The organism is Comamonas testosteroni, from assembly GCF_000761245.1.
Classification (GTDB): domain Bacteria; phylum Pseudomonadota; class Gammaproteobacteria; order Burkholderiales; family Burkholderiaceae_C; genus Comamonas; species Comamonas testosteroni_C.
On record NZ_AWOR01000046.1, the window covers coordinates 395,339 to 415,827 of the forward strand.

The window sequence follows — 20,489 nt, forward strand, 5'->3', positions numbered from 1 at the left end:
GTGGATCGTCAATGGATGCTTCATGAACATCACTTTTCACGGTGCGGCACAGTCGGTCACGGGGTCCTGTTTTCTGGTCGAGGCGCATGGCTGCCGCTTTCTGATCGACTGCGGCATGGCTCAGGGCGGCCGCGAGGCGGACGAGCACAACCAGCAAGCCTTTGCCTTTGATGCTGCAAGCCTGGATTTCGTCGTTCTGACCCATGCGCACATCGATCACAGCGGCTTGTTGCCCAAGCTCGTGGCTCAGGGCTTCAAGGGGACCGTCTATGCCACTTTGGCCACCAAGGATCTGCTCGAAGTCTTGCTCAAGGACAGCGCCCATATCCAGATGATGGATGCCGAACGGGCGGCGCGGCGTCAGCGCGAAGGCAAGCGGCGCGAGCGAGAGCCGGCGGTTGCGCTGTATTCGCTGGCCCATGTGGCGAGCACGCTGGAGCAGGTCCAGGCCATGCCTTATGGCCGCAGCTTCGAGCCCCATCCTGCGGTGACAGTGCGTTTTCAGGATGCCGGGCATATTCTGGGCTCGGCCATTGTGGAGCTATGGCTGGCAGATGGTCATGGCGGCTCGCGCAAGCTGGTGGCCAGCGGCGATCTGGGCCAGCCGGGGCGGGTGATTCTGCGCGATCCCACGCCGATCATGGACGCCGATCTGCTGCTCATCGAGTCCACCTATGGGGACCGGCAGCACAAGAGCACGGGCGATACCCTGGAGGAGCTGGTCGATGTGGTCACGCGCACGGCTCCCCATGGCAATGTGGTCATCCCGGCATTTGCCGTGGGGCGCACGCAGGAGCTGCTCTATCACTTTCTGCAGCTGATCCAGCAGCAACGCCTGCCGCCGGTAGAGATATTTGTGGATTCGCCGATGGCGGTGGCGGCCACGGACATCACGCTGCGGCACTTCAGCGTGTTCGACGGGGAGGCCAGGCAGTTGCTGGGCAGCGTCAGAAGACTCAAGGAGTCGCCGCACATTCATTTCATCAGCGATGTGGAGGACTCCATCAAGCTCAACCGCATCAAGAGCGGCGCGGTCATCATCTCGGCCAGCGGCATGTGCGATGCGGGACGGGTGCTGCATCATCTGAGAAACAATCTGTCCAGGCCCGAGTGTGCGGTGGTGATCTGCGGCTTTCAGGCCGAAGGTTCGTTGGGTCGAAGGCTGGTCGACGGTGCCAGGCAGGTGCGCCTGTTTGGAGATGACGTCGAGGTCCGTGCCGGCATCCATACCCTGGGCGGCTTTTCGGCCCATGCCGACCAGCAAGCTCTGCTGGACTGGGCGGCCGCGTTCACCCGCCCGCCGCAGCAGACCTTTGTGGTGCATGGGGAGCCGCATGCCTCCCAGGCCTTGGCCACGCTGCTGCACGAGCGCCTGCATTTCTCGGTGCAGGTTCCGCAGCCGGGCCAGGTCTTCGAGTTCTAAAACGTGCCAGGAGTCTCCGAGATGCGAAATCCTCCTTGCGCGCGGCCTGTTGCATGATGTTCTGGCGGCGAAGCCTGATGCCGGTCGAGGCCGGATTCGTGCAGCGGCTTTTCGGCACTGCGCTGGATGAGCTGCTGCCCGGCATGCGTCTGCATGTGCGGCGTCTGGGCGATACCCGGCGCGCGCTGTCCCTGGGCGGTGGGCACATCTATCTGCCGCGCAGCTTTTTTGAGCATGCTGACCCGCATCGGCCGCTGCGGCTTGCCCACCCAGTGGTGGCAGGCGTCTTTGCCCATGAGCTGCTGCATCAGTGGCAGCGCCTGCAAGGCCGGGCGGTGACGTGGGAGGCGTTTGGCCTGCATCTGCGCGCGGCATGCCTGCGGCGCGATCCCTATCACTATCAGGCCTGTGCAGATCCGCAGCAGATGCTGCAGTGCTTTCTGGACGCAAGCGTGGAGCAGCAGGGACAGATCTGGCAGGACCATGTTCAGGCCCTGGTGCAGGGCCAGCCGCTGGCGTGCATGTGCCTGATTGCCGGGCATGTGCACCAGGCTCAAGCTGGCCGGACCATGCCGGGTCAGAGCAGGCCGGGCCAATCCAGCAAAGACTAGGCAGCCGAGTTGAGTGCGGCTATGAGATCGTGCTCGTCCACATCGCGCGCCGCGCCGAAGCCTGCGACATGCCGGCCGCCTTGCGGTGTGATGCAGACAAAACGAAAGTCACCCAGCGCCGTCATGGGCTCGGCTTCGGGAAAGCGCTCCAGATAGCTGGAGCGGGCGCCTTGCCACAGGCCGCTGTCGCGCGGGGGAGTGGATGCCACGCCCTGAATGCTGATGCGCTCCAGAGCATGCACGGCTTCGCCAGCGGACTCTGGCCTGCTCATCAGCAGGCTGACGGCAGGATGCAACTCCATGGCCTGTGTATGGCTTGCCAGCGCACTGACATGCAGTACCAGGCAGCTGAATTCGCCACTCCAGGCCCATGGCACCAGGGACAGGCCCGGGGCGGCAAGATATCCGGGCGCCGACGATGCGGCCAAGGGCTGGAAGGCCAGGGCGGCGGTGCGCTGGTCGGCGAGCAGCTGGCGCAGCGACTGCTGCAGGCGTGATTCATGAGGCATTGGCGCATGGTAAGCCAGAGCGCGGGGTCGGACCAGCTTGAGCCGCGCCGGGCCGCGCCGGCCGTCACCTGCGTGACCGACTGTTGGGGGCATCCCGGATGCCGGGCCGAGGCGGCAGGCCTAGTCTTGCGGACTGATTAGTCCACCCGGACTATGTATACGCTTTTCTGATTGCCTGACTCATGCCCGCTCACCACAAGTTTTGGCCCAATCGGCTGCCACATTCCATCACCGTTCCCGTGACCAGTGTCTGGGAAAACCTGGCTATCAATGCCAGGCGCTACCCGGACAAAGCCGCGCTGGTGTTTCTGGGGCGCACCACGACCTACCGGCAGCTGTGCGAGGGAACGGAGCGCATGGCCGCCTATCTGCATGGTCTGGGCGTTCAAAAGGGTGACCGTGTCATCGTGCTGATGCAAAACAGCTCGCAATTGGTGCTGGCGCATTACGCCATCTTTCGAGCCAATGCGGTAGTTGTGCCGGTCAACCCCATGAATACGGCTGAGGAGCTCAAGCACTACATCACGGACTCCGGCGCCAAGGTGGCCATCACCACGGCCGATCTGGCTCCGGAGCTGGCCAAGGCCAGCAATGCCCTGGAACCGTCCGATGCGCTGCAGCACCTGCTGGTCACCCGGTTCACCGACGGCTTTGACGCCGATGTGCAGGGGCCGGATGCTCCGCCCGAAGCCTGGCGCAACTGGCTGCTGGGCGAGCGCGAGCCCGCACAGTTGAGCCATGGCCAGGTGCATGCCTGGACCCAGGCACTGGCCTGCAGCGATGTGCCGCCGCCGCATACCGCGGGCCGTGACGATCTGGCCTTGCTGCCCTATACCAGCGGCACCACGGGCCAGCCCAAGGGCTGCATGCACCTGCACCGGAGCATCAACCACAACGCTGTCTCCGGTGCGATGTGGGGCACGGGCACCAGCGAGAACGTGGTGCTTGCCGTCGTGCCCATGTTTCATATCACGGGCATGGTGTCCGTGCTGCATAGCGCCATCTACGTGGGGGCGAGGCTGATCATCATGCCGCGCTGGGAGCGCGAACTGGCCGGGCGCCTGATCTCGCACTATCAGGTCACCAGCTGGACCAATATCCCGACCATGGTGATCGATCTGCTGGCCAGTCCCAACTTTGCGTCTTTCGATCTCTCCAGCCTCAAATACATCGGTGGCGGCGGCGCCGCCATGCCCCAGGCCGTGGCCCAGCGACTGCTGGAGCAGTACGGGCTGCGCTTTTGCGAGGGCTATGGCCTGACTGAAACTGCCGCACCCTCGCACAGCAATCCGCCCGACCATCCCAAGCAGCAATGCCTGGGCATTCCCTTCATGAGTACCGATGCGCGCGTGATCAGCCCTGACACGCTGGAGGAAGTGCCCCAGGGGGAGCAAGGCGAGATCGTGGTCAACGGCCCCGAGGTGTTTGAAGGCTACTGGCTGCGTCCCGAGGCGACCGAGCAAAGCTTTATGGAGCTTGACGGCAAACGCTTTTTCCGCACCGGAGACCTGGGGCGCGTGGATGAGGATGGCTACTTCTTCATCACCGACCGGCTCAAGCGCATGATCAATGCCAGCGGCTTCAAGGTGTGGCCGGCCGAGGTGGAATCTCTGATGTTCCGCCATCCCGGGATTCAGGAGGCCTGCGTGATCTCCGCCAAGGACGCCTATCGCGGCGAAACCGTCAAGGCCGTGGTCGTGCTGCGTGCCGGCCATGAGGCTACGACGGCAGAGCAGATCATCCAGTGGTGCCATGACAATATGGCGGTCTACAAGGCACCGCGTCTGGTGCAGTTCGTGACAGCTTTGCCCAAGAGCGGCAGCGGCAAGGTAATGTGGCGAATGCTGCAGGAGCAGGAAGCCGTGGTCTGAAATGCAAAGAGGGGAAATGGCGGAAAGCAGCTTTCGCGTAGGTTTGCGCTATAGCGTGCTTTGTGCTTGATCTGATGTATTTTTATAGGCCGATGTATAGGCCTATCTTTTCTTCGTTGATGACTGCTGACTGGTCTTGGTCAATGGCTGAGACCGGCCAAGAGCTGCAGGTCAGCATCATTGCCCGAGAGGCAGCCTCAGGCTGGCTGCAGTCATCCAGTTATGGAGAACTGGTCATCGCCGCGGTCATTAGCGGTCATTAGCGGTCATTGGACTTTTCGTGCCCTGAGTGATCGCTGTACCACCAGGATCGGCCATTCAGCAGAGCTCTCGCAAGGGCAATCATGGATCAGTGGATCCATGCACGTCAAAAGCAGTTTTCATGGCTACGAACTGGTGGCTCTACCCCATTGCAGACCTTGAGCGCTGTTCCGAAGAGGCGCTCAGAGCATAGGTGCTGCGTCTTCGCTCCCAGGCCTATGCGGTGTCATTTACCAAACGCCTCAGTGGCCAATGAAGCTATTGATCGCCCGAGGCGAGTCAGGACATCCGGTCATCCGAGACTGCGCTGGGCAGACGTTGCAGCCCGTGGCCAAACCAGCCGACTTGCTCCGTGCTGCGTACATCCAGCTGAGGGACATAAGGCTTGATGTCGAGTACAGGCGTACCGTCCAGCATGTCGTTGCCGCGAAAGCACAATATGCGGCCCTTGAGCTTCACCAGTTGCACAATGGACAGGCCAAGCCGGTTGGGCCGCGCTGGAGCACGAGTCGCAAATACGCCGTGGCTCACAGTATCCATAAACGGCACGACTTCCAGCTTCTCCACCGCCTGGTGCAGATGTGTGATCAGGATGAGGAACTCGAAGCCTTCGATATCACGCAGCCCTGGGGCGAACTCTTCGAAGACCTCCAACTCACCTTCAACGTCGGCTGCTGCCACAGTCTGTATCGGCATCCCCTGGGTACTTTGAAAAGGACTATGAATGATGCCAATGGGGCGTAGGGTGATGGTGTCTGTCATAAGCTGCGGCTCAATGTTCTAGAGTGTTATATTCCAAAGAATATAACGCTACGCTGCATGCCAGCGCTAGCCTCTGCAGAGGATCTGAATGTTGAATGCTGTTAATTACGAAGAGAGCCCTGCCAATTTGAATCAATATCGAGCGCTGCGTTCCTCACGGCGCCTCTTTGCCCGTAATCTGCTGGGACTGGCGAGCATGGTCACGATGCTGGTCGCCACGCCCGTCAGAGCCGCTGAGTCAGTGCTTGTTGCAGCCATGGGCGGCTACCGCAAACCGGTGCTTGAACTGATCGAGGCATTTCGCAAGGAAACGGGTACTGAAGCGCAGGCTGCATTCGGCCACATCAAACAGATCGAGACCCAGGCCAGGCAGAATCGGGAGGTCGTTTTTTTGATCGGTGACAAGAGTCTGCTGGAGCCGACCGGACTATTCAGCAGCTTTGAGCGGCTCGGTACAGGTCGGCTGGTTCTTGTCACCAGCAAAGGCAAATCCTTGAGTAGCCTTGACGAGCTCAAAAACACGGCCTTCAAGCGCGTCGCAATTCCTCATCGCACGCGGACCGTATTTGGCGGCGCGGCCGATGAGTGCGTGAAGCGACTTCACCTCGCCGATGCGCTGGCACCCAAGTTGCTCGAGGTTGAAGGCGTGCCTCAAGTCGGTAGCTACATCACCTCGGGCGAAGTGGATGCGGGGTTCGTGAACAAGACCGAAGCGCTGGCTATTGCCGGACGCACAGGCTCCGTGCTTGAATTGCCACAGAGCTGCTACGACCCGATTGAGATATCGCTTGGCACAGTCAAGGATCGAGCCCTCACCGAGGCGCAAAGCCGCTTTCAGGCCTTTATGCAAGGTGACACCGCGCGGCGCATTATGACCGCCAATGGTCTTTAAACCTCTGCCCGGCTGCTTTGCTTGCTGAGACCTGTGCCTGGACCTCCATCCCACTCACACTGAAGGTTATGGGCTGGAGCGTGTTGCTGCAACTGGCGCTTGGAGTGCCCATTGCCTGGGCTTTGGCGCGCTGCGCATTTCGTGGCAAGGCCTTGCTCGATGCGCTCGTGACCTTGCCGCTGGTCTTTCCGCCTATTGTCATTGGCTATGCACTGCTGCTGTTGTTGGGGCGCGAGGGCTGGTTGCTGGCTTGGTTACCTCTGGAATGGAGGCCGCATTGGGTGTTCCGCGAAACCGGCCTGGTGATTGCTGCGGTGGCCGCAGGCCTTCCGCTGATGGTTAAACCGTCCCAGGCCGCGTTTGCAGAAATTGATGAGTCATTGCGGGAGGTGGCTGCGACGCTGGGCGCAAGACCTTGGCAGGTGTTTATGAAGATCGAGTTGCCGCAGGCCAGGCTCGGTATTCTGGCCGGACTGGTGTTGGCGGCTGGCCGCGCGATGGGGGAAGTCGGCATCTCGTTGATGTTGGGTGGCAATATCAGTGGGCGCACCGAGACGCTGTCGCTGGCTGTTTACAACCATGTGTTGGGGTCAGAGACAGATTGCGCGAATGCGCTGTCTCTGGTGCTGGCTGGAGTTGCAGCGTTGGCATTCTTTCTACTTCGGAAGTTTGAAAAACCGGTCGCGAAAAAAACGTGAGAATTTTCTCGGTTCTTGGCAGGCAACGCGGGTCTGGCCATGCGGCTCAGGCGATCCATCGCTCGCCTCGGGACCTGGCCGCAGCCAGTTCGACGGGGCTCTTACGCTGCGCTGCGTGAGCTGCTGGCCGTCGAGCCAGGTGACTCGGGGCTGCTGTCAGGTTGCCAAAAGGCTCTGACGGCATCGAGCGTGGTTGGCTTGCGCGGCTCGGCTGCGGCCTTGATGCTGCCGAGGCTGATGAATCCAGCCAGAGACTCCGTGGAGTCAAGCCCCAGCTCAGCACACAACAAGGCATCGAAACAGCGTTCGCCGCTGAGCATGATGGCACCGAAGCCGAGTTGGTGCGCGGCATTCATGAAGTTGCCTAGCGCGGAGCCGGCTGCCAGCCATTGCTCACGCTCCGGCACTCGCATGCGCAGCTGAGGCGACACGATGAAAGCCAGCAGGACAGGACTGCGCGTGGCATGCTCGCGCGCACGTTTGACGTCTTCAGGGGAGGCGAGAGGGTCGCGGCGCAGCTTCTCCTGCTCGAACAGATCTGCCAGGATCGTGCGCGAGTCTGCAGTGAAGACAAGCACACGCCATGGATGCAGACCACCGTGATCTGGAGCACTTAACGCCGCCTCGATCATCAGATCAATCTCTTGGCTATCTGGTCCCGGCGCTTCAAGTCGTTTCGGTGATACAGAGCGTCGCTCTAGCAGAGGTGAAATGGTCTTTCTGCGGTTCGAGGCGGTAAACACATGCTTGAGTGTGGCAACAGCATCGGACAAGCTCCGGGCCCAGGTCACGACCTTTTCGCCTTCTGCCGTGAACCCGCGAAACGCTGCCCCGGCTTCTACCAGTGAGCAGCCGTATTCGCGCTCCATATCGGCAACGGCCTTGCTCAGCTGTGCTTGAGAGACCTTGCACTCGATTGCTGCAGCTGCCCAGTCCTGCTCCTGGTGGAGGGCTAGCAGGTAGGAAAGGTGATCTTGCTTCACTAAAGCCCTCTACTCAACTTGATTGCTGCGCAGTGCCAACAAGGCATTGCTTGTTCGAATGCGCCGATGGACGGTGATTTGGGTCACCCGCATGCACCATGTGCTCACAGGTTCTCGCCCCGCCAAGCTTTGCCAACCGGCCTCAATTTTTCCGAGGCGGGGCTTGCTTTCAGTCTCCGCTCCCCGAATATCGGATCAGGGGGCGCAACATGGGCTTGAGGGGGGCGGGCGTGTTGTCCAGCTCGCACAGCGCATCTGCCTGCTCATACAAGGCGGCGGTGACGCCGGGTGGATAAGCCTGATGCAGATTGGCAACTGCAAGACGGGTATAGAGCGCAGACGCGATGGCCTTGCGGTGCTCTGGCTGCTCGAGGTGCAGCCCCCATATCGACTCCTCCAGCAGAATCTCCAGCACTTGCAGCCGCTCTTCGACACTGAGCTTTTCGCTTCCCATATAGATTTCGATTTCCGTAAGCGTGAGAGTTGGGGAGGACTGAGCAGCCTGAAGCGGCAGTCCATGCGCGTCAGTCGATGAGGTCTATCAGGCCGTCTCGCGTTATATCTGAGTATATATTACGAAGGGCTGCGGCAGTCTCCCGACAGAGGCTCGGAAGCCCCGCAGCAGCCTATAACGAACCCGACTTGATGTATTGAACGCCTGCGGTGGTGGCGCATACATTGCTCCCGGTCATGAGGTCCAGGGTGCAAAGTGCCGCTTTGGCATGCACTGCCATGGCCGAGCGGAATACCTGCAAATCAGCGTGCCTGTCAGATGCCTGCCTGGCTGCTTTGAACCAGGGCGAGCAGCTTGTCCAGATCGGACTGGCATGCTTTGAGTGACTCTTGCTCTATACGTCGATACAGTGCGACGACCAGATGCCCTGTTTCCGTGAGTGCTGTACCGCCGCCATGAGAGCCCCCGGTTGAGGTGATCACTGCCGGAGCATTCAACGCCTGATTGATTCCATCGACAAGCAACCAGGCCCGGCGATAGGACATGCCCAGGGACTTTGCAGCAGCTGCAATGGATTTCGTTTCGTTGATGGCCTCCAGTAGTTCAATTTTTCCCGGGCCGATGGCAATGATGTCACCTGTCATGACGCGCATGCGAAGCTTCACTGCCGGTGCAGCAGGATTGGAGTCTGAAGTTGTAGCGGACATGCGGATAGGAATCGGTAGACGTGAAATGAAGGAGCATGCAGTGCCAGGCATCCTGGCAGCGCAGGAATCCACCTCGGGCACATGCTGAATTATGGCGAGAGCTTTGGCTTTAATTCCGAAGCAGCCATATCTGAGCTGCCCGGTTTAATCGAGACAGTTTTTCCTAGAAGAACGCCGGTACTTCCTCCTGCGTGCTACTTAGCTCTTCGGTGTTACCGATTTGCTGATGTGAGCGGCCGCTATTGGCCCCAAAGCAGTCTCACGCGTCAGAACTGCAATTTTGTGGACCGCCGCAAAGCGGTCGTCGACATGTCCGTAGCCATAGACGGCAATGGGTCGTTCAGCGACAGTCGCAGATCGGCCAATAGCGGACTGAGAGGTGAAGGACAAGCAGTTCATTCAGTCAGCGCTACGCGAGTGGGTCTATGGCTGGACGTACCAGAACTCAGCTGAGCGGGCCCATGCCCTGGCGAGCTGGCAGCACCACTACAACTGGCACAGGCCACACAGCGGCATCGGTCACATCGCTCCGGTATCCGGGCTCAAATCTGCAAATAACCTCTTGACGGTTCACAGCCAGGCCACTGCGCATCGACTGATCCATCACGAAGCCAGGAGCTACCTCGTTCAGACGATGCGCCAGAGACTGGGCCTGCATAGGCTAGATCACATGCCGCATGACCTGGCGAGAGGGGCCGCAATCAGTGTCGGTCGAAACTGGAAATATCCGGCTCCACCAAATTAGCGTTCAAGCCAGCATGACTACTCAGCATGACTATTAGTTCGGAAGGGTAAAACGATGAATCGTGTGAAGCAGAAAAGCCGGAAACTATTGTTGTTCGTGGCCCTCGCCACCTCAACACTCCCCCTCGTCGCTCGATCATCCTCACTCGAGCTGCGGCCTCTCTCTGGCGACGCGATACACCAAAGCACCGTCGAACGACGCGCCGTCGAACTCGCAATCTGGGGCATCCCCATGGTAAATTTCGACGGCATTATCCAGTCAATGAAACGAGCCGGCGGACACACCAACGAAATCGCTGTGTGGACTCGTCCGTCGAACTGGAAGAATCAACTGCTTACGCCCAACAGCGAAGTTCTGTACGCAATTCCATTCATCAACACCAAGGATGCCGGGCCGATGGTGCTCGAGATTCCTCCTGCTGACGGAGGCGCAATCAATGGCTCGATAATGGACGCTTGGCAATCAGCCGTCGAAGATGTGGGCATCGTCGGCGCTGACAAGGGAAAGGGCGGAAAATATCTGATCCTGCCACCTGGATATCAAGGCCAAGTGCCCGACGGCTACATTGTCGTTCCGTCACAGACGTTTCAAGGATTTGCCCTGCTCCGTTCCATACCGAGGAGCCACAGCGAAGCGGACATCGCTGCTGCCGGTTCGTACGTGAAACGCGTAAAGCTATACCCGTTGTCCACCGCTGAAAGCGTGGCCGAAACGAAGTTTATCGATGTGACGAACATCGAGTTCGATGGGGCAATCCCCTACGATCTCCGCTTCTTCGAGGCACTTGACAGGATGGTTCAGATTGAACCGGTTCAGGCGCGAGACAAGATGATGTATGGCTGGCTGGCATCGATCGGCATCGAAAAAGGTAAGCGATTCGCTCCGGACAATAAGACAAAGACAATCCTCCTTTCTTCGCTTCACGAAGCGCACCAGTGGTTCGTAAATCGATTCCTGACGGTGCCGCCTCGGTATTACCCTGACAGGCAGTGGTTCTTTCCAGCGGAGCCTGGTGTCAGCGAATCTCAAGGAACGTTTGAGCTCGGGGACCGCTACCTAACCGATGCGCGTGGCACCATCTACTATTTCGGATTCAGCAACATCAAACACTCGGGCACCGGTCAGTACTACCTGCTGACAACAAAGGACAGCGGCGGGCGCTTCCTCGATGGAGGTACCACTTATCGCCTCACCGTACCCCCGAATGTGCCTGTCAGCCAGTACTGGTCCATCACCTTATATGACCGCGCGACCCACACGTTTATACGTGGGGTAGAACTCCCGACGCGCTCTTCGCTGGAGACCGGCCTAGAAAAGAATTCGGACGGTTCCGTGGACATCTACTTTGGTCCGAAGGCACCGGCCCGGCGCGCCGGGAACTGGATTCCGACCAAATCCGGTGGGACCTTCGAAGTGATGTTTCGGGCATATGGTCCGACGCAGCCCCTCTTTGACAAGACGTGGCAATTGGAAGACATCGCTCGGGTTCGATGAGTCAGATCAAATTGTTGGTGTCGTACCTGAGCGGCCTTTACGATTCGCTGCTGCTGATCACGCACACGCCGGTCGACGACGGCTCGATCAAGGTCTGACACGCATTGATGGTCAAGTCGCCTTCGGGCAGCAACGAAGTGGTTGTGCCCGACACCGTTGCGGCCAAACAGTGCCAGGGTTAGTTGATGTGCCCGAGCGGCCGTAGCGCGGCGACTCGAACATCACTCCCTTGTACGAGTCCTTGAACTCGGCCAAAGTCTGGAACACCGTGGTCGATGCACGCACCACGGGCGGATTGACTGACTTTGTGGCCACGCTGGATTCGCGGCCGAGATGGGCAAGGGCGCTGTCCAACTGCAGATTTGAGCGGGTTGATGTTCGTTCGTCATGGCTCTATGCGTAGTAGGCGGTTGAGCGGTGGTCAGCGTGCGGCTGCGTGGCGGCGCGTGCTGGGCAGAAAGGCTGTGGCCAGACCGAGCAACGGTAGAAAGGAAACGAGCTTGTAGACCCAGACAATGCCGTAGACGTCGGCCAGTTCGCCAAGGCTTGCGGCACCAATGCCGCCGATGCCGAACATCAGACCGAACATCACACCGGACACCATGCCTACACGGCCGGGTACGGCCTCCTGGGCATAGACCACCAGAGCGGCAAAGGCCGAAGACATGACCAAGCCGATGGCGATGGCTAGGCCTGCCGTCCAGAACAGGTTAGCGAACGGCAAGGCCAGCGCGAAGGGCGCAACGCCGAGGAACGACACCCAGATCACAGCCTTGCGGCCGATGCGGTCTCCCACCGGGCCGCCAGCGAAAGTGCCAGCTGCCACGGCGGCCAGAAAGATGAACAGAAAAATCTGGCTGTCCTGCACGCTCAACTGGAAGCGCTCGATCAGATAGAAGGTGAAATAGTTCGTGAAAGCCGCGATGTAGACGAACTTCGCGAACATCAGGATGGCGATGACCACGATGGCGCGGATCACGCCCGACCGGTCCAGGCCTTCGCCGCGTGTGCCGGCTAGGTGCTTGGCCTGGGCGTGCCCGTGTCGCAGGTTCCATTTCGTGATGCGCCACAGCACCCAGACGGCACCTGCAGCCACGACCATGAACCAGGCTACGGCCAGCTGCCCATGTGGGATGACGATGGCTGCCGTAAGCAAGGGTCCGATGGCAGAGCCGGTATTGCCACCCACCTGGAAGGTGGATTGCGCGGTGCCAAAGCGTCCACCCGATGCTAGGCGCGCCACGCGCGATGCCTCGGGATGAAAGGTCGCCGAGCCTACGCCGATGACCGCAGCCGCCAACAGCAGCAGGGGGTAGCTGTTCGCGGTGGCCAGTAGTCCAATGCCGATGAAAGTTGCCACCATGCCCGAGGGCAGCAGGTATGGCATGGGGCGCTTGTCTGTGTACAGGCCCACCCACGGCTGGAGTAGCGAGGCAGTGAGCTGGTAGACGAGCGCGATCATGCCGATCTGTCCGAAGCTCAGCGCGTAGTCGTGCTTGAGCAGAGGATAGATGGCCGGCAGCATGGCCTGGATCAAGTCGTTGAGCAGATGCGCGAACGCGGCTGCGCCAACAATGTGGAAGACGAAGCCTTGCGGCTTGGCGGGGGTCAAGGTCTCGGCTGCACCGAGACTGGCGGTCTTGGTAGACATGGTTGTGGCTCTTGCATGGTGGTGGCTGGCACAAAGCGTGTGGCTGCACCGGAGGACTGAAGGTTACGGTCACAGCCAAAGTCCGTCTCCCGACATTCCGCCAAAAGCTGTAGAGTTTCAGACATGCAGCAGTACGGCCCTAAAAAACATCTCGACTTCCACAACCATCCGCGTCCGCTTGTGGCGATGGAGAACCGCTGGGCTGCAGGCACCTCGACAGGCTGGCACTCGCACCCGCGAGGCCAGCTGCTCTATGCGACAGAGGGTGTCATGGTCATCCACTCGAATGCAGGTTCCTGGGTGGTACCGCCGAACCGTGCGCTGTGGATGGTGGCCGGCTTGCGCCACAGCGTCACCATGTCGGGGAATGTGCTGATGCGTACCGCCTACGTGGACGAGGCGGCCATCAAGCGATTGCCAAAGGAGAGCTGCGTCATAAACGTGTCGCCGCTGTTGCGCGAGCTGCTGGTGGAGGCTGTGAAGCTGCCACTCGCGGGTGCGTTATCACCGCGGGACAAACGCCTGATTGGCCTTTTGATCGATGAGCTGCGCGTGTCCAGCACCGTCGCGCTGCACCTGCCCATGCCGAGCAATGACAGGCTGCGGCCCATCTGCAATGCGCTCATCGAGCGGCCTGACGACCAGGCCAGCGCGACCGAATGGGCGCAGACTATCGGTGTAGGCGAGCGCACATTGCAACGCCTGTTTGCCAAAGGGGTAGGCATGACGTTTTCACAATGGCGCGAGCAGGCGCGGCTGTTGGCCGCCCTCACTGCCATCGCCCAGGGTAGGAAGGTCATCGATGTAGCCATGGACTGCGGCTACTCAAGTCACAGTGCGTTTACCGCGATGTTTAGGCGGCATTTCGGTGCACCGCCTTCAGCGTTCTATCAGTAGCGACTAGAAGAGCGCTGGTACTACCTCCTGCGTGCTACTTAGCTCTTCAGTGTCATCGATTTGCTGATGTGAGCGGCCGCCATCGGCCCAAAGCAGCCTCACGCATCAGAACTGCAACTTTGTGGACCGCCGCAAAGCGGTCGTCGACATGTCCGTAGCCATAGACGGCAACGGCTCGTTCAGTGACAGTCACAGATCGGGCAGAAGCGGACTGCGAAGTGAAGGACAAGCGGCCACATAAAGCACCTTTCATCTCATCCGACTGGCAACCGCACGATGACACTTTCCTCGATACGCTCATTTTGAAAGTGACTCATATCGCGGGCAACAAACGTAACGCTTTATGTTCAGGGTTCACCCACATTACCCAAACATCAAGTCAGCTCCAGCAATCAACTCATTGGCTGGTAGCTGCCGCAAAGCATTGAGCGCGTCAACAAGGTCCGAGTAGTCGTAAGCTCGATGTGTGCGCTAGCTTATGGAACGTGTTTCGTTTCCTTTGGCTACTTTTAGCCAAACTTCATGGACTAGAGTCGCGCCTTTAGCTAATTATCGAGAGTCAACTAAGGGTCGCTCCAAGCCGGCGCTGCCAGCTAGAAGCAGTCACACCCTACCGTTGCCGTGCCTCGATTCATATTGATCCAAGTGAAAAAATCATTGAACCATTCATTGAGGGAGACCGCATGAAAGCGTTTATCCCATTCTGCATTGCCTCGCTGTGCTCCGTAGCATCGGCTCAGACCAACGTGCCCTCGGGCCGCATAGTCCCGACTCCCATCTATGGCGTCACCGTGGACGATGTGAGTAGGCTCAGCGACATCACGCGCAGCCTATCGTCGCTGGCCTACCGGCCTACCACGCGCATCGTCTTCGATGAGTTCGTGAACCCGGACTATTACCGCAAGCCAGCAGTGGAAATCTCCAAAGTTTCCTATGTGATGGGTGAGATATTGGACTCGTACTACGTCAAGCAGTACAGCGTTGATGGATACATACAACGGACTAATCAATACCTCAATGCGTTGTCGGATGTAGTGGATATTTGGGAAGTAGCCAACGAGGTCAACGGCGAGTGGCTGGGTGCCAATGCCGATGTGGTGGCGAAGATGACCAACGCCTACAACATCGTGAAGGCACAGAACAAGACGGCCGCGCTCACGCTCTACTACAACCAGGGCTGCTGGTCTCAACCCTCCAATGAAATGTTCAAGTGGGCCGAGGCCAATGTCCCTGCCTACATGAAGCAGGGTCTGGATTACGTCTGGATTTCCTACTATGAGGATGACTGCAACGGACTCAAGCCCAACTGGCAGCAGGTGTTCGACAAGCTGCGCGTGATGTTCCCCAATTCCAAGATCGGGTTCGGGGAAGTGGGTACCTCACGCAAAACCAAGAAGGCCGAGTACCTGACCCGCTATTACACGATGAAGATCTCTACCCCGAATTACGTGGGAGGTCACTTCTGGTGGTACTTCAGGCAGGACATGGTGCCCGTCACCAAGGAGCTGTGGACTACCCTGAATGCGGCGATCAAGGCGGCGCCCCGGTAGGTCAGTGAAGCCTCCTCGTTTTCCTGCGCCACCTGCAAGCAGAGGTTGGGGAAGCGTTTGACACGATACGCGACCGGAGGAATCCGGCCTAGCGATTCATGTGAGCGATGGTGGTTGCAGCGATGCAGCCAGCCCTCGGTCATCGAGCGCACTTCCTGCAACGATTCAAAGACATCGCAGTCGAGCACCTCCGTTCTGTAGGTTCGGTTGAAATGAGGGTGCCTGCAACATTGATCATCTGTACCAAATACTCGCTATCAGCGCGCCGACAGCTTCGATCAAGGATTGACTGAGAAGATGCCCCTCCCTGGCTACCGAGGTCGCTCCCTGGTCGGCTCCTTTCGGCCAGAAGCAGTCGTTCATTCTGTAAAAAAGTCACCTGGTGAATGAACTCACGGGTATTGGCAGGCGCGGCTCTTCCCATCGGTAGTTCTTGCTCAAGACATTGCGCTCAAGGGATTGGCTGCTCCAGCGTATATCCAGCAGATCCGCGATAGTCCATGCGGCCCAATCGGAGCGGAAGGGCCTCTGTGCAACGTCTTCGGACAGTTTTGGCGAAGAGGGGGTTCGCCAGATAATCGCGGGAATACGGTAGCCGGCCTCGGTGCTCTTGCTGTGTCCCGCATGGTTGCGGACATGGCCCACTTCCTGACCATGGTCGGATAGATACATCCATGCCGCCTTGCCTTTCGTCAAGGCAGCTGATTGGGTGAGGCGCAGCGTTTCCGCCACCACATAATCGTGATACAGCAGCGCCGCATCATATTCCTGGCGTTGTCGGCGTACCCATAAGGAGGTGCCCTTGTTCTTCAGCGATGCATCAATCGCATCTGCTTCGTCATCAAAGGGATTCTGGCCTTTGGGGTAGCGCAGGCTGTAGTGCGGATGGGCGCCCAGCATGTGAACCACGATGAACTTGCGCTCGGAAGGCGCATCAAGAGCCGTCTTCAGCTCATCGACCATTTCCCCGTCCAAAGACACAGAGGAGCGCCCGGGGGTGCGATTTACCATCTGCACGATGTCAGCCAGTCTGGCATGCTGCTGCTCGATTCCAACATCGTCGTGGTTGCTGATCCACCAGACCTTGTAGCCCGATGCTCGAGCAAGCGCGACCAGATGATGGGACTCAGTCGAGCCCGGGGCACCGAAGCCAAACAAGTTGCGCACTGCGGGCAGAGTACTGGCATCCACAGACCATGCATTGCGTAGCACGGTCATCTGGGCCCCTGAAATCCTTTGATGCTCCTGAAGCTGGGGCGTTGTCTGCCTGTCATAGCCATAGAGCGACAAGTTGTCTCGATTGATGCTTTCACTGAGCACCAGCACGACGGTGGATGGCCCGGCGTTCGCTAGCAAAGGCTTTGCTTGGATGGCGTGATCCAGCAGTCTTGCTCGTTCCTCATGCTGGTCGGCCAGACTGGCTTTCAGTTTCTGAGCGGAGAGAACCCATTGGGTCCAGAAAATCGCAGGATGCAGCCTGCGCCAAGGCTTGCTGGAATAGGCCAGCGTACACACAAGAGCCACGATCAATGAAAGCACCGCCAGTCTTCTGTCCCTGCGCAAGGCAGCCAATATGGTTCGCCCCGTGAGATGCCAAACCAGCAAAGCAAGCAAGGCAAGGCCGCAGCAGATCAGCACGACACTGCGCCAGTGCATTGACAGATATTCGGAGCTTTCACGCCAGTTGGTATTGGCAATCGCGCCGATCACCATGGCGCCTTCTGGTGAGGACTGGTACAGCTCCATCAGATAGGCACGCATGGTGCCGTCCAATGCAAAAAGCATCACCCAGGCAAAGGAAAGCCAACGTCGCGCTTGGAGCCAGGCAGGGCTACGCATTGGCCAGGCCAGACCGACGAGCACAGGCATCATGAGTATCAGCAACTGTGCAATACGTCGGCCGTCATGCCCCAGAACAATGAAGAACAGGGCAATGGCGGCCAAGCCGCTTAGCGCTGACCAGGAGACACGCATGCCGTGAGACGCAGGGGAATCACAGGGGATAGATGTTTGGGACAAGACACTTGACTCATGAAGCTCCACTACCGCAGCAAAATGCTCTTCAAGCATTGGAGGAATGATGACTTCACTCCCCGAGCTTTCTTGCTGCATCGAACGCAATAGCTTTTCGACCTGCCTTGTGAATCAGGTGGGCGAATACTTCTGCGGAGTTATGTGTCTTTGGTGCTGAAGTTGGCGCTAGCGGCGCGATCCTAGCATTTTTTGTTCCATCGCAAAGCGTTGTTGTCGGAAGCCTTTTAGATGAAAAATCGAAGACCGCTTTGGGCCGCAAGCTCCTGCTCGTTCGATGTGACAGCGGACATCCAGTGACCTAGCTACCTCCACTTGATGGTCGCTGTCCGCTGCACACCTGAAACCCGTCATTGGGCAATCGTCGGCATCACTGCTCTGATGGCTGCTATGAGTCAGTGACCGATAGATTGCGATGCGGCGACGAGCAGCTGCAATCGCTGCAAAGACGACCTAGGAAACAGAAGTCGGCTTCAGGCTGGTTGCTGTCGTTCACTTCAGAGATGCTAATGACGGCTGCTGCTCAAAGCAGTCGTTGCGCCAAAATTTTCGAGAAAGTCTGCCCTACATCTCAAGATGTCGTTGGAGTCTGCTGATCGAACGCCAAGCGCCTGCTTTTGCGTGTTCCGAAATGGTGTTATTGCTGCATGAGCCTAAGAATCTCGCTTTGTAGCAGGGTTGAGTTGTTTTATGAGCGTCGCCACTTCTAACCTAATGCCGTAAACACTCCAACTCCATCAGCTTGCTGATTCTGCTCGCGCTATCGAGGAAAAGCTGTTCGATTCACAACCATTAGATCCCGAAGCGCTTGAGCAATCGCTCATTCACGATCTCATGCGCCTCGCGCATGATGCGCTCCAGTAGCTCTTGCACACTCGGAACGTCATGAATCAGCCCGACCACCTGGCCGCAGGACCAGGCGCCGCAATCGACATCGCCTTGTTTCATCACGCGCGGGTAAACACCCGCGACCTCGGCGGCGATGTCTGCGAACTTGATCTTTTCGCCCAGCTCACGCTCCTTGGCAATCAGGCGCTCGACGGCGGGGTTGTTCAGCACGCGCTCGGTGTTGCGCAGCGGGCGCATCACAAGGCGCGTATCGAGTTCGGTAGCCCGCACAATTGCCTGCTTGACGTTGTCGTGAACGGGGGCCTCCTTCGTGGCGACAAAACGTGTGCCCATGTTGATGCCGTCAGCGCCCAGCGCCAGCGCTGCGACCAGTGAGCGGCCATCGGCCATGCCGCCAGAGGCCACAAAAGGCACCTTCAATTCTTCCGCAGCGCGCGGCAGCAGGATGAAGTTGGGGATGTCGTCTTCGCCGGGGTGGCCCGCGCATTCAAAACCGTCTACGCTCACCGCATCGCAGCCAATGCTTTGTGCCTTCAGCGCGTGGCGCACCGAGGTGCATTTGTGGATGACCTTGATGCCAGCCTCATGCAGTGCCGGTAGCCATTGCTGTGGATTGTTGCCAGCGGTTTCCACAATCTTCACGCCGCCTTCGATGATGGCGCGCACATAGCCGGGATAGTCTGGGGCATTGACCACAGGCAGAAAGGTGAGATTCACACCAAAAGGCTTGTCCGTCATCTCGCGGCAGCGAGCAATTTCCCTGGACAGGGCCTCAGCCGATGGCTGGGTGAGTGCGGTGATGACGCCAAGGCCGCCGGCATTGGAGACCGCAGCCGCCAGCTCGGCCAAGCCAACGTGGTGCATGCCGCCTTGAATGATGGGGCGTTCGATGTTGAAGAGTTCTGTGATTCGGGTTTTCATGTCTCTTGATCAGTTGGCTTGGTTCAGTTCGGAAAGCACTTGGCGAGTGTGCTCGCCGAGCGATGGCACGCGGCCAGGGCGGTGTTTGTAGTCGTCGATTAAGACGACTCCTGGAATATCTGCAGGCGCGCGTTCACCGGCTTGGGTTCCAACGAACAAGTCCTTGGAAACACCTTCCTGCCCGGCGCGAATCTGGTCCATGGTGCGGATGGCTCCAACTACAACGCCAGCGTTGCTCAGCAGCTCACAAACCGCATGGGTACTGTGGTGGTTGAAGGCAGCGTTGAGCGCCGCAAGCAATGCCGCGCGGTTTTCCACGCGTGCGCGATTGGTCGCAAAACGTGCGTCTTGAGCGAGTTCCGGGCTGCCGATGGCGTTGCACAGACGCGGGAAATGCTCCTCGGTATAGGCAGAAACCACCACCATGCCGTCGCTCGTCGCCACCACTTCGGCCGCGGGTGCCACGGTTGGCTGGCCGTTACCGCGGCGCAGGGGCAGTTTGTTGAACATGCGGTACTCTGCCCAAGCGTTGGCGAGCGACGCCACGGCAATATCGATCAACGAGAGATTAATGAGCGCACCGCGCCCGTTCACGCTGCGGCGAAACAGCGCTGCCAGCACGCCACTGGTGAGCGATTGCGCGGTGAGTATGTCGACAGCGGTGAAGCCAACACGAACGGGATCGCGCCCGGCCTCGCCGTTCAGGCTCATCATGCCGCTTTCGGCCTGGGCAGCGATGTCAAGGCCTGCCCGCAAGCTGGCAGGACCGCGTTGGCCGAAGCCACTGACTTGTCCATAGATCAGGCGTGGGAACTGCGACATCAGTTCTTCTGCGCTCAGGCCCAGCTTGTGCATGGCACCGGGGCGCATGTTCTGTAAGACGATGTCGGCACTGGCAACCAGCTTGAGCGCAGCGGCGCGCCCCGCATCGCTGCGTAAGTCGAGCACCACTGAGCGTTTGCCGCGGTTGTAGGCAGTGAACATGGGGCCACAGTCGTCATGGGTCCAGCCGAGCTGACGGGCTGCATCACCTGCTGAAGGTTCGATCTTGATGACCTCCGCGCCCAAGTCCGCGAGCGATTGGGCTGCGGCGGGCACGGCAATGTATTGGCCGAATTCGATCACGCGCACGCCTGCCAGCGGCGCGTCGTTTGGTACAGAGTTGATGGCAGATGTCATG

The 20,489-nt window shown here is 59.1% G+C and carries 17 protein-coding genes and 2 pseudogenes; 9 read left to right on the forward strand and 10 right to left on the reverse strand.

What is annotated here, in order from left to right; genetic code table 11:
* Nucleotides 1–22: 22 nt before the first annotated feature.
* A complete protein-coding gene (locus tag P353_RS13115) occupies nt 23–1,423 on the forward strand; it encodes an MBL fold metallo-hydrolase RNA specificity domain-containing protein (RefSeq protein ID WP_034370022.1) in 1,401 nt (466 codons plus the stop codon).
* Nucleotides 1,424–1,476: 53 nt separating this feature from the next.
* Nucleotides 1,477–2,034 carry a hypothetical protein gene (locus P353_RS13120; protein ID WP_034369867.1) on the forward strand — a complete coding sequence of 186 codons (558 nt, stop codon included), beginning with the start codon at nt 1,477–1,479 and terminating at the stop codon, nt 2,032–2,034.
* On the opposite strand, the gene P353_RS13125 is transcribed toward P353_RS13120, so the two are convergent.
* Entirely contained in the window at nt 2,031–2,543 is a 513-nt protein-coding gene (locus tag P353_RS13125; RefSeq protein WP_034369869.1) for a pyridoxamine 5'-phosphate oxidase, read from the reverse strand. The two genes, P353_RS13120 and P353_RS13125, sit on opposite strands and share 4 nt — an antisense overlap.
* Nucleotides 2,544–2,725: 182 nt before the next feature.
* On the opposite strand from P353_RS13125, the gene P353_RS13130 reads away from it, so the two are divergent.
* Nucleotides 2,726–4,414, forward strand: a complete 1,689-nt coding sequence (locus tag P353_RS13130; protein ID WP_034369871.1) for a long-chain fatty acid--CoA ligase — start codon at nt 2,726–2,728, stop codon at nt 4,412–4,414.
* Between the two features lie 540 nt (nt 4,415–4,954).
* On the opposite strand, the gene tsaA is transcribed toward P353_RS13130, so the two are convergent.
* Nucleotides 4,955–5,437, reverse strand: coding sequence for a tRNA (N6-threonylcarbamoyladenosine(37)-N6)-methyltransferase TrmO (tsaA, locus tag P353_RS13135; protein ID WP_034369873.1), 483 nt, complete (start codon nt 5,435–5,437; stop codon nt 4,955–4,957).
* Between the two features lie 88 nt (nt 5,438–5,525).
* Between tsaA and modA the strand changes: the two genes are divergently transcribed.
* Nucleotides 5,526–6,329 carry a molybdate ABC transporter substrate-binding protein gene (modA, locus tag P353_RS13140; protein WP_034369875.1) on the forward strand — a complete coding sequence of 268 codons (804 nt, stop codon included), beginning with the start codon at nt 5,526–5,528 and terminating at the stop codon, nt 6,327–6,329.
* Between the two features lie 17 nt (nt 6,330–6,346).
* On the forward strand, nt 6,347–7,027 hold the full coding sequence (modB, locus tag P353_RS13145) for a molybdate ABC transporter permease subunit (RefSeq protein WP_034369877.1): 681 nt from the start codon (nt 6,347–6,349) through the stop codon (nt 7,025–7,027).
* A 101-nt stretch (nt 7,028–7,128) separates the two neighbouring features.
* Here modB and P353_RS13150 read toward each other — a convergent pair whose 3' ends face one another.
* The 3 genes from P353_RS13150 to P353_RS13160 form a co-directional block, all read right to left on the reverse strand.
* Nucleotides 7,129–8,010, reverse strand: a complete 882-nt coding sequence (locus P353_RS13150; protein WP_034369878.1) for a nitroreductase family protein — start codon at nt 8,008–8,010, stop codon at nt 7,129–7,131.
* 169 nt (nt 8,011–8,179) lie between these two features.
* Nucleotides 8,180–8,464 (reverse strand): hypothetical protein, encoded by a 285-nt coding sequence (locus P353_RS13155; RefSeq protein ID WP_034369880.1) that lies wholly within the window; start codon nt 8,462–8,464, stop codon nt 8,180–8,182.
* Between the two features lie 314 nt (nt 8,465–8,778).
* Nucleotides 8,779–9,222 (reverse strand): LysR family transcriptional regulator, encoded by a 444-nt coding sequence (locus tag P353_RS13160; RefSeq protein ID WP_232776466.1) that lies wholly within the window; start codon nt 9,220–9,222, stop codon nt 8,779–8,781.
* Nucleotides 9,223–9,553: 331 nt separating this feature from the next.
* Here P353_RS13160 and P353_RS28110 point away from each other — a divergent pair.
* A pseudogene (locus tag P353_RS28110) lies at nt 9,554–9,748 on the forward strand (integrase core domain-containing protein); the annotation flags it as partial.
* 222 nt (nt 9,749–9,970) lie between these two features.
* Complete coding sequence (locus P353_RS13170; protein ID WP_034369886.1) at nt 9,971–11,410, forward strand: DUF1254 domain-containing protein; 1,440 nt, start codon at nt 9,971–9,973, stop codon at nt 11,408–11,410.
* Nucleotides 11,411–11,831: 421 nt separating this feature from the next.
* Here P353_RS13170 and P353_RS13175 read toward each other — a convergent pair whose 3' ends face one another.
* A complete protein-coding gene (locus P353_RS13175) occupies nt 11,832–13,061 on the reverse strand; it encodes an MFS transporter (protein ID WP_034369888.1) in 1,230 nt (409 codons plus the stop codon).
* A gap of 123 nt (nt 13,062–13,184) precedes the next feature.
* Here P353_RS13175 and P353_RS13180 point away from each other — a divergent pair, with 123 nt between their 5' ends.
* Nucleotides 13,185–13,958 carry an AraC family transcriptional regulator gene (locus P353_RS13180; protein WP_034369890.1) on the forward strand — a complete coding sequence of 258 codons (774 nt, stop codon included), beginning with the start codon at nt 13,185–13,187 and terminating at the stop codon, nt 13,956–13,958.
* Nucleotides 13,959–14,641: 683 nt separating this feature from the next.
* Nucleotides 14,642–15,508 (forward strand): hypothetical protein, encoded by an 867-nt coding sequence (locus P353_RS13185; protein WP_034369892.1) that lies wholly within the window; start codon nt 14,642–14,644, stop codon nt 15,506–15,508.
* Here the strand turns inward: P353_RS13185 and P353_RS30320 are convergent.
* The 4 genes and pseudogenes from P353_RS30320 to P353_RS13200 all read right to left on the reverse strand — a co-directional run.
* Nucleotides 15,415–15,708 (reverse strand): annotated as a pseudogene (locus P353_RS30320) (integrase core domain-containing protein); the annotation flags it as partial. The gene P353_RS13185 and the pseudogene P353_RS30320 overlap by 94 nt on opposite strands.
* A 175-nt stretch (nt 15,709–15,883) precedes the next feature.
* On the reverse strand, nt 15,884–17,452 hold the full coding sequence (locus P353_RS13190; RefSeq protein ID WP_232776468.1) for a phosphoethanolamine transferase: 1,569 nt from the start codon (nt 17,450–17,452) through the stop codon (nt 15,884–15,886).
* An 879-nt stretch (nt 17,453–18,331) separates the two neighbouring features.
* The gene (locus P353_RS13195) at nt 18,332–19,309 is read right to left on the reverse strand and encodes an NAD(P)H-dependent flavin oxidoreductase (protein WP_034369897.1); all 978 of its coding nucleotides are present in this window, start codon (nt 19,307–19,309) and stop codon (nt 18,332–18,334) included.
* Between the two features lie 9 nt (nt 19,310–19,318).
* Nucleotides 19,319–20,488, reverse strand: a complete 1,170-nt coding sequence (locus tag P353_RS13200; protein ID WP_034369899.1) for a CaiB/BaiF CoA transferase family protein — start codon at nt 20,486–20,488, stop codon at nt 19,319–19,321.
* Between the last annotated feature and the right edge of the window lies 1 nt (nt 20,489).

What these genes read in the sequence shown, in the direction of transcription:
- P353_RS13115 (WP_034370022.1), top strand. Translation starts at nt 23, where the DNA reads ATGAACATCACTTTTCACGGTGCGGCACAGTCGGTCACGGGGTCCTGT.
- P353_RS13120 (WP_034369867.1), top strand. Translation starts at nt 1,477, where the DNA reads ATGATGTTCTGGCGGCGAAGCCTGATGCCGGTCGAGGCCGGATTCGTG.
- P353_RS13125 (WP_034369869.1), bottom strand. Translation starts at nt 2,543, where the DNA reads ATGCCTCATGAATCACGCCTGCAGCAGTCGCTGCGCCAGCTGCTCGCC.
- P353_RS13130 (WP_034369871.1), top strand. Translation starts at nt 2,726, where the DNA reads ATGCCCGCTCACCACAAGTTTTGGCCCAATCGGCTGCCACATTCCATC.
- tsaA (WP_034369873.1), bottom strand. Translation starts at nt 5,437, where the DNA reads ATGACAGACACCATCACCCTACGCCCCATTGGCATCATTCATAGTCCT.
- modA (WP_034369875.1), top strand. Translation starts at nt 5,526, where the DNA reads ATGTTGAATGCTGTTAATTACGAAGAGAGCCCTGCCAATTTGAATCAA.
- P353_RS13155 (WP_034369880.1), bottom strand. Translation starts at nt 8,464, where the DNA reads ATGGGAAGCGAAAAGCTCAGTGTCGAAGAGCGGCTGCAAGTGCTGGAG.
- P353_RS13160 (WP_232776466.1), bottom strand. Translation starts at nt 9,222, where the DNA reads ATGCCTGGCACTGCATGCTCCTTCATTTCACGTCTACCGATTCCTATC.
- P353_RS13170 (WP_034369886.1), top strand. Translation starts at nt 9,971, where the DNA reads ATGAATCGTGTGAAGCAGAAAAGCCGGAAACTATTGTTGTTCGTGGCC.
- P353_RS13175 (WP_034369888.1), bottom strand. Translation starts at nt 13,061, where the DNA reads ATGTCTACCAAGACCGCCAGTCTCGGTGCAGCCGAGACCTTGACCCCC.
- P353_RS13180 (WP_034369890.1), top strand. Translation starts at nt 13,185, where the DNA reads ATGCAGCAGTACGGCCCTAAAAAACATCTCGACTTCCACAACCATCCG.
- P353_RS13185 (WP_034369892.1), top strand. Translation starts at nt 14,642, where the DNA reads ATGAAAGCGTTTATCCCATTCTGCATTGCCTCGCTGTGCTCCGTAGCA.
- P353_RS13195 (WP_034369897.1), bottom strand. Translation starts at nt 19,309, where the DNA reads ATGAAAACCCGAATCACAGAACTCTTCAACATCGAACGCCCCATCATT.
- P353_RS13200 (WP_034369899.1), bottom strand. Translation starts at nt 20,488, where the DNA reads ATGACATCTGCCATCAACTCTGTACCAAACGACGCGCCGCTGGCAGGC.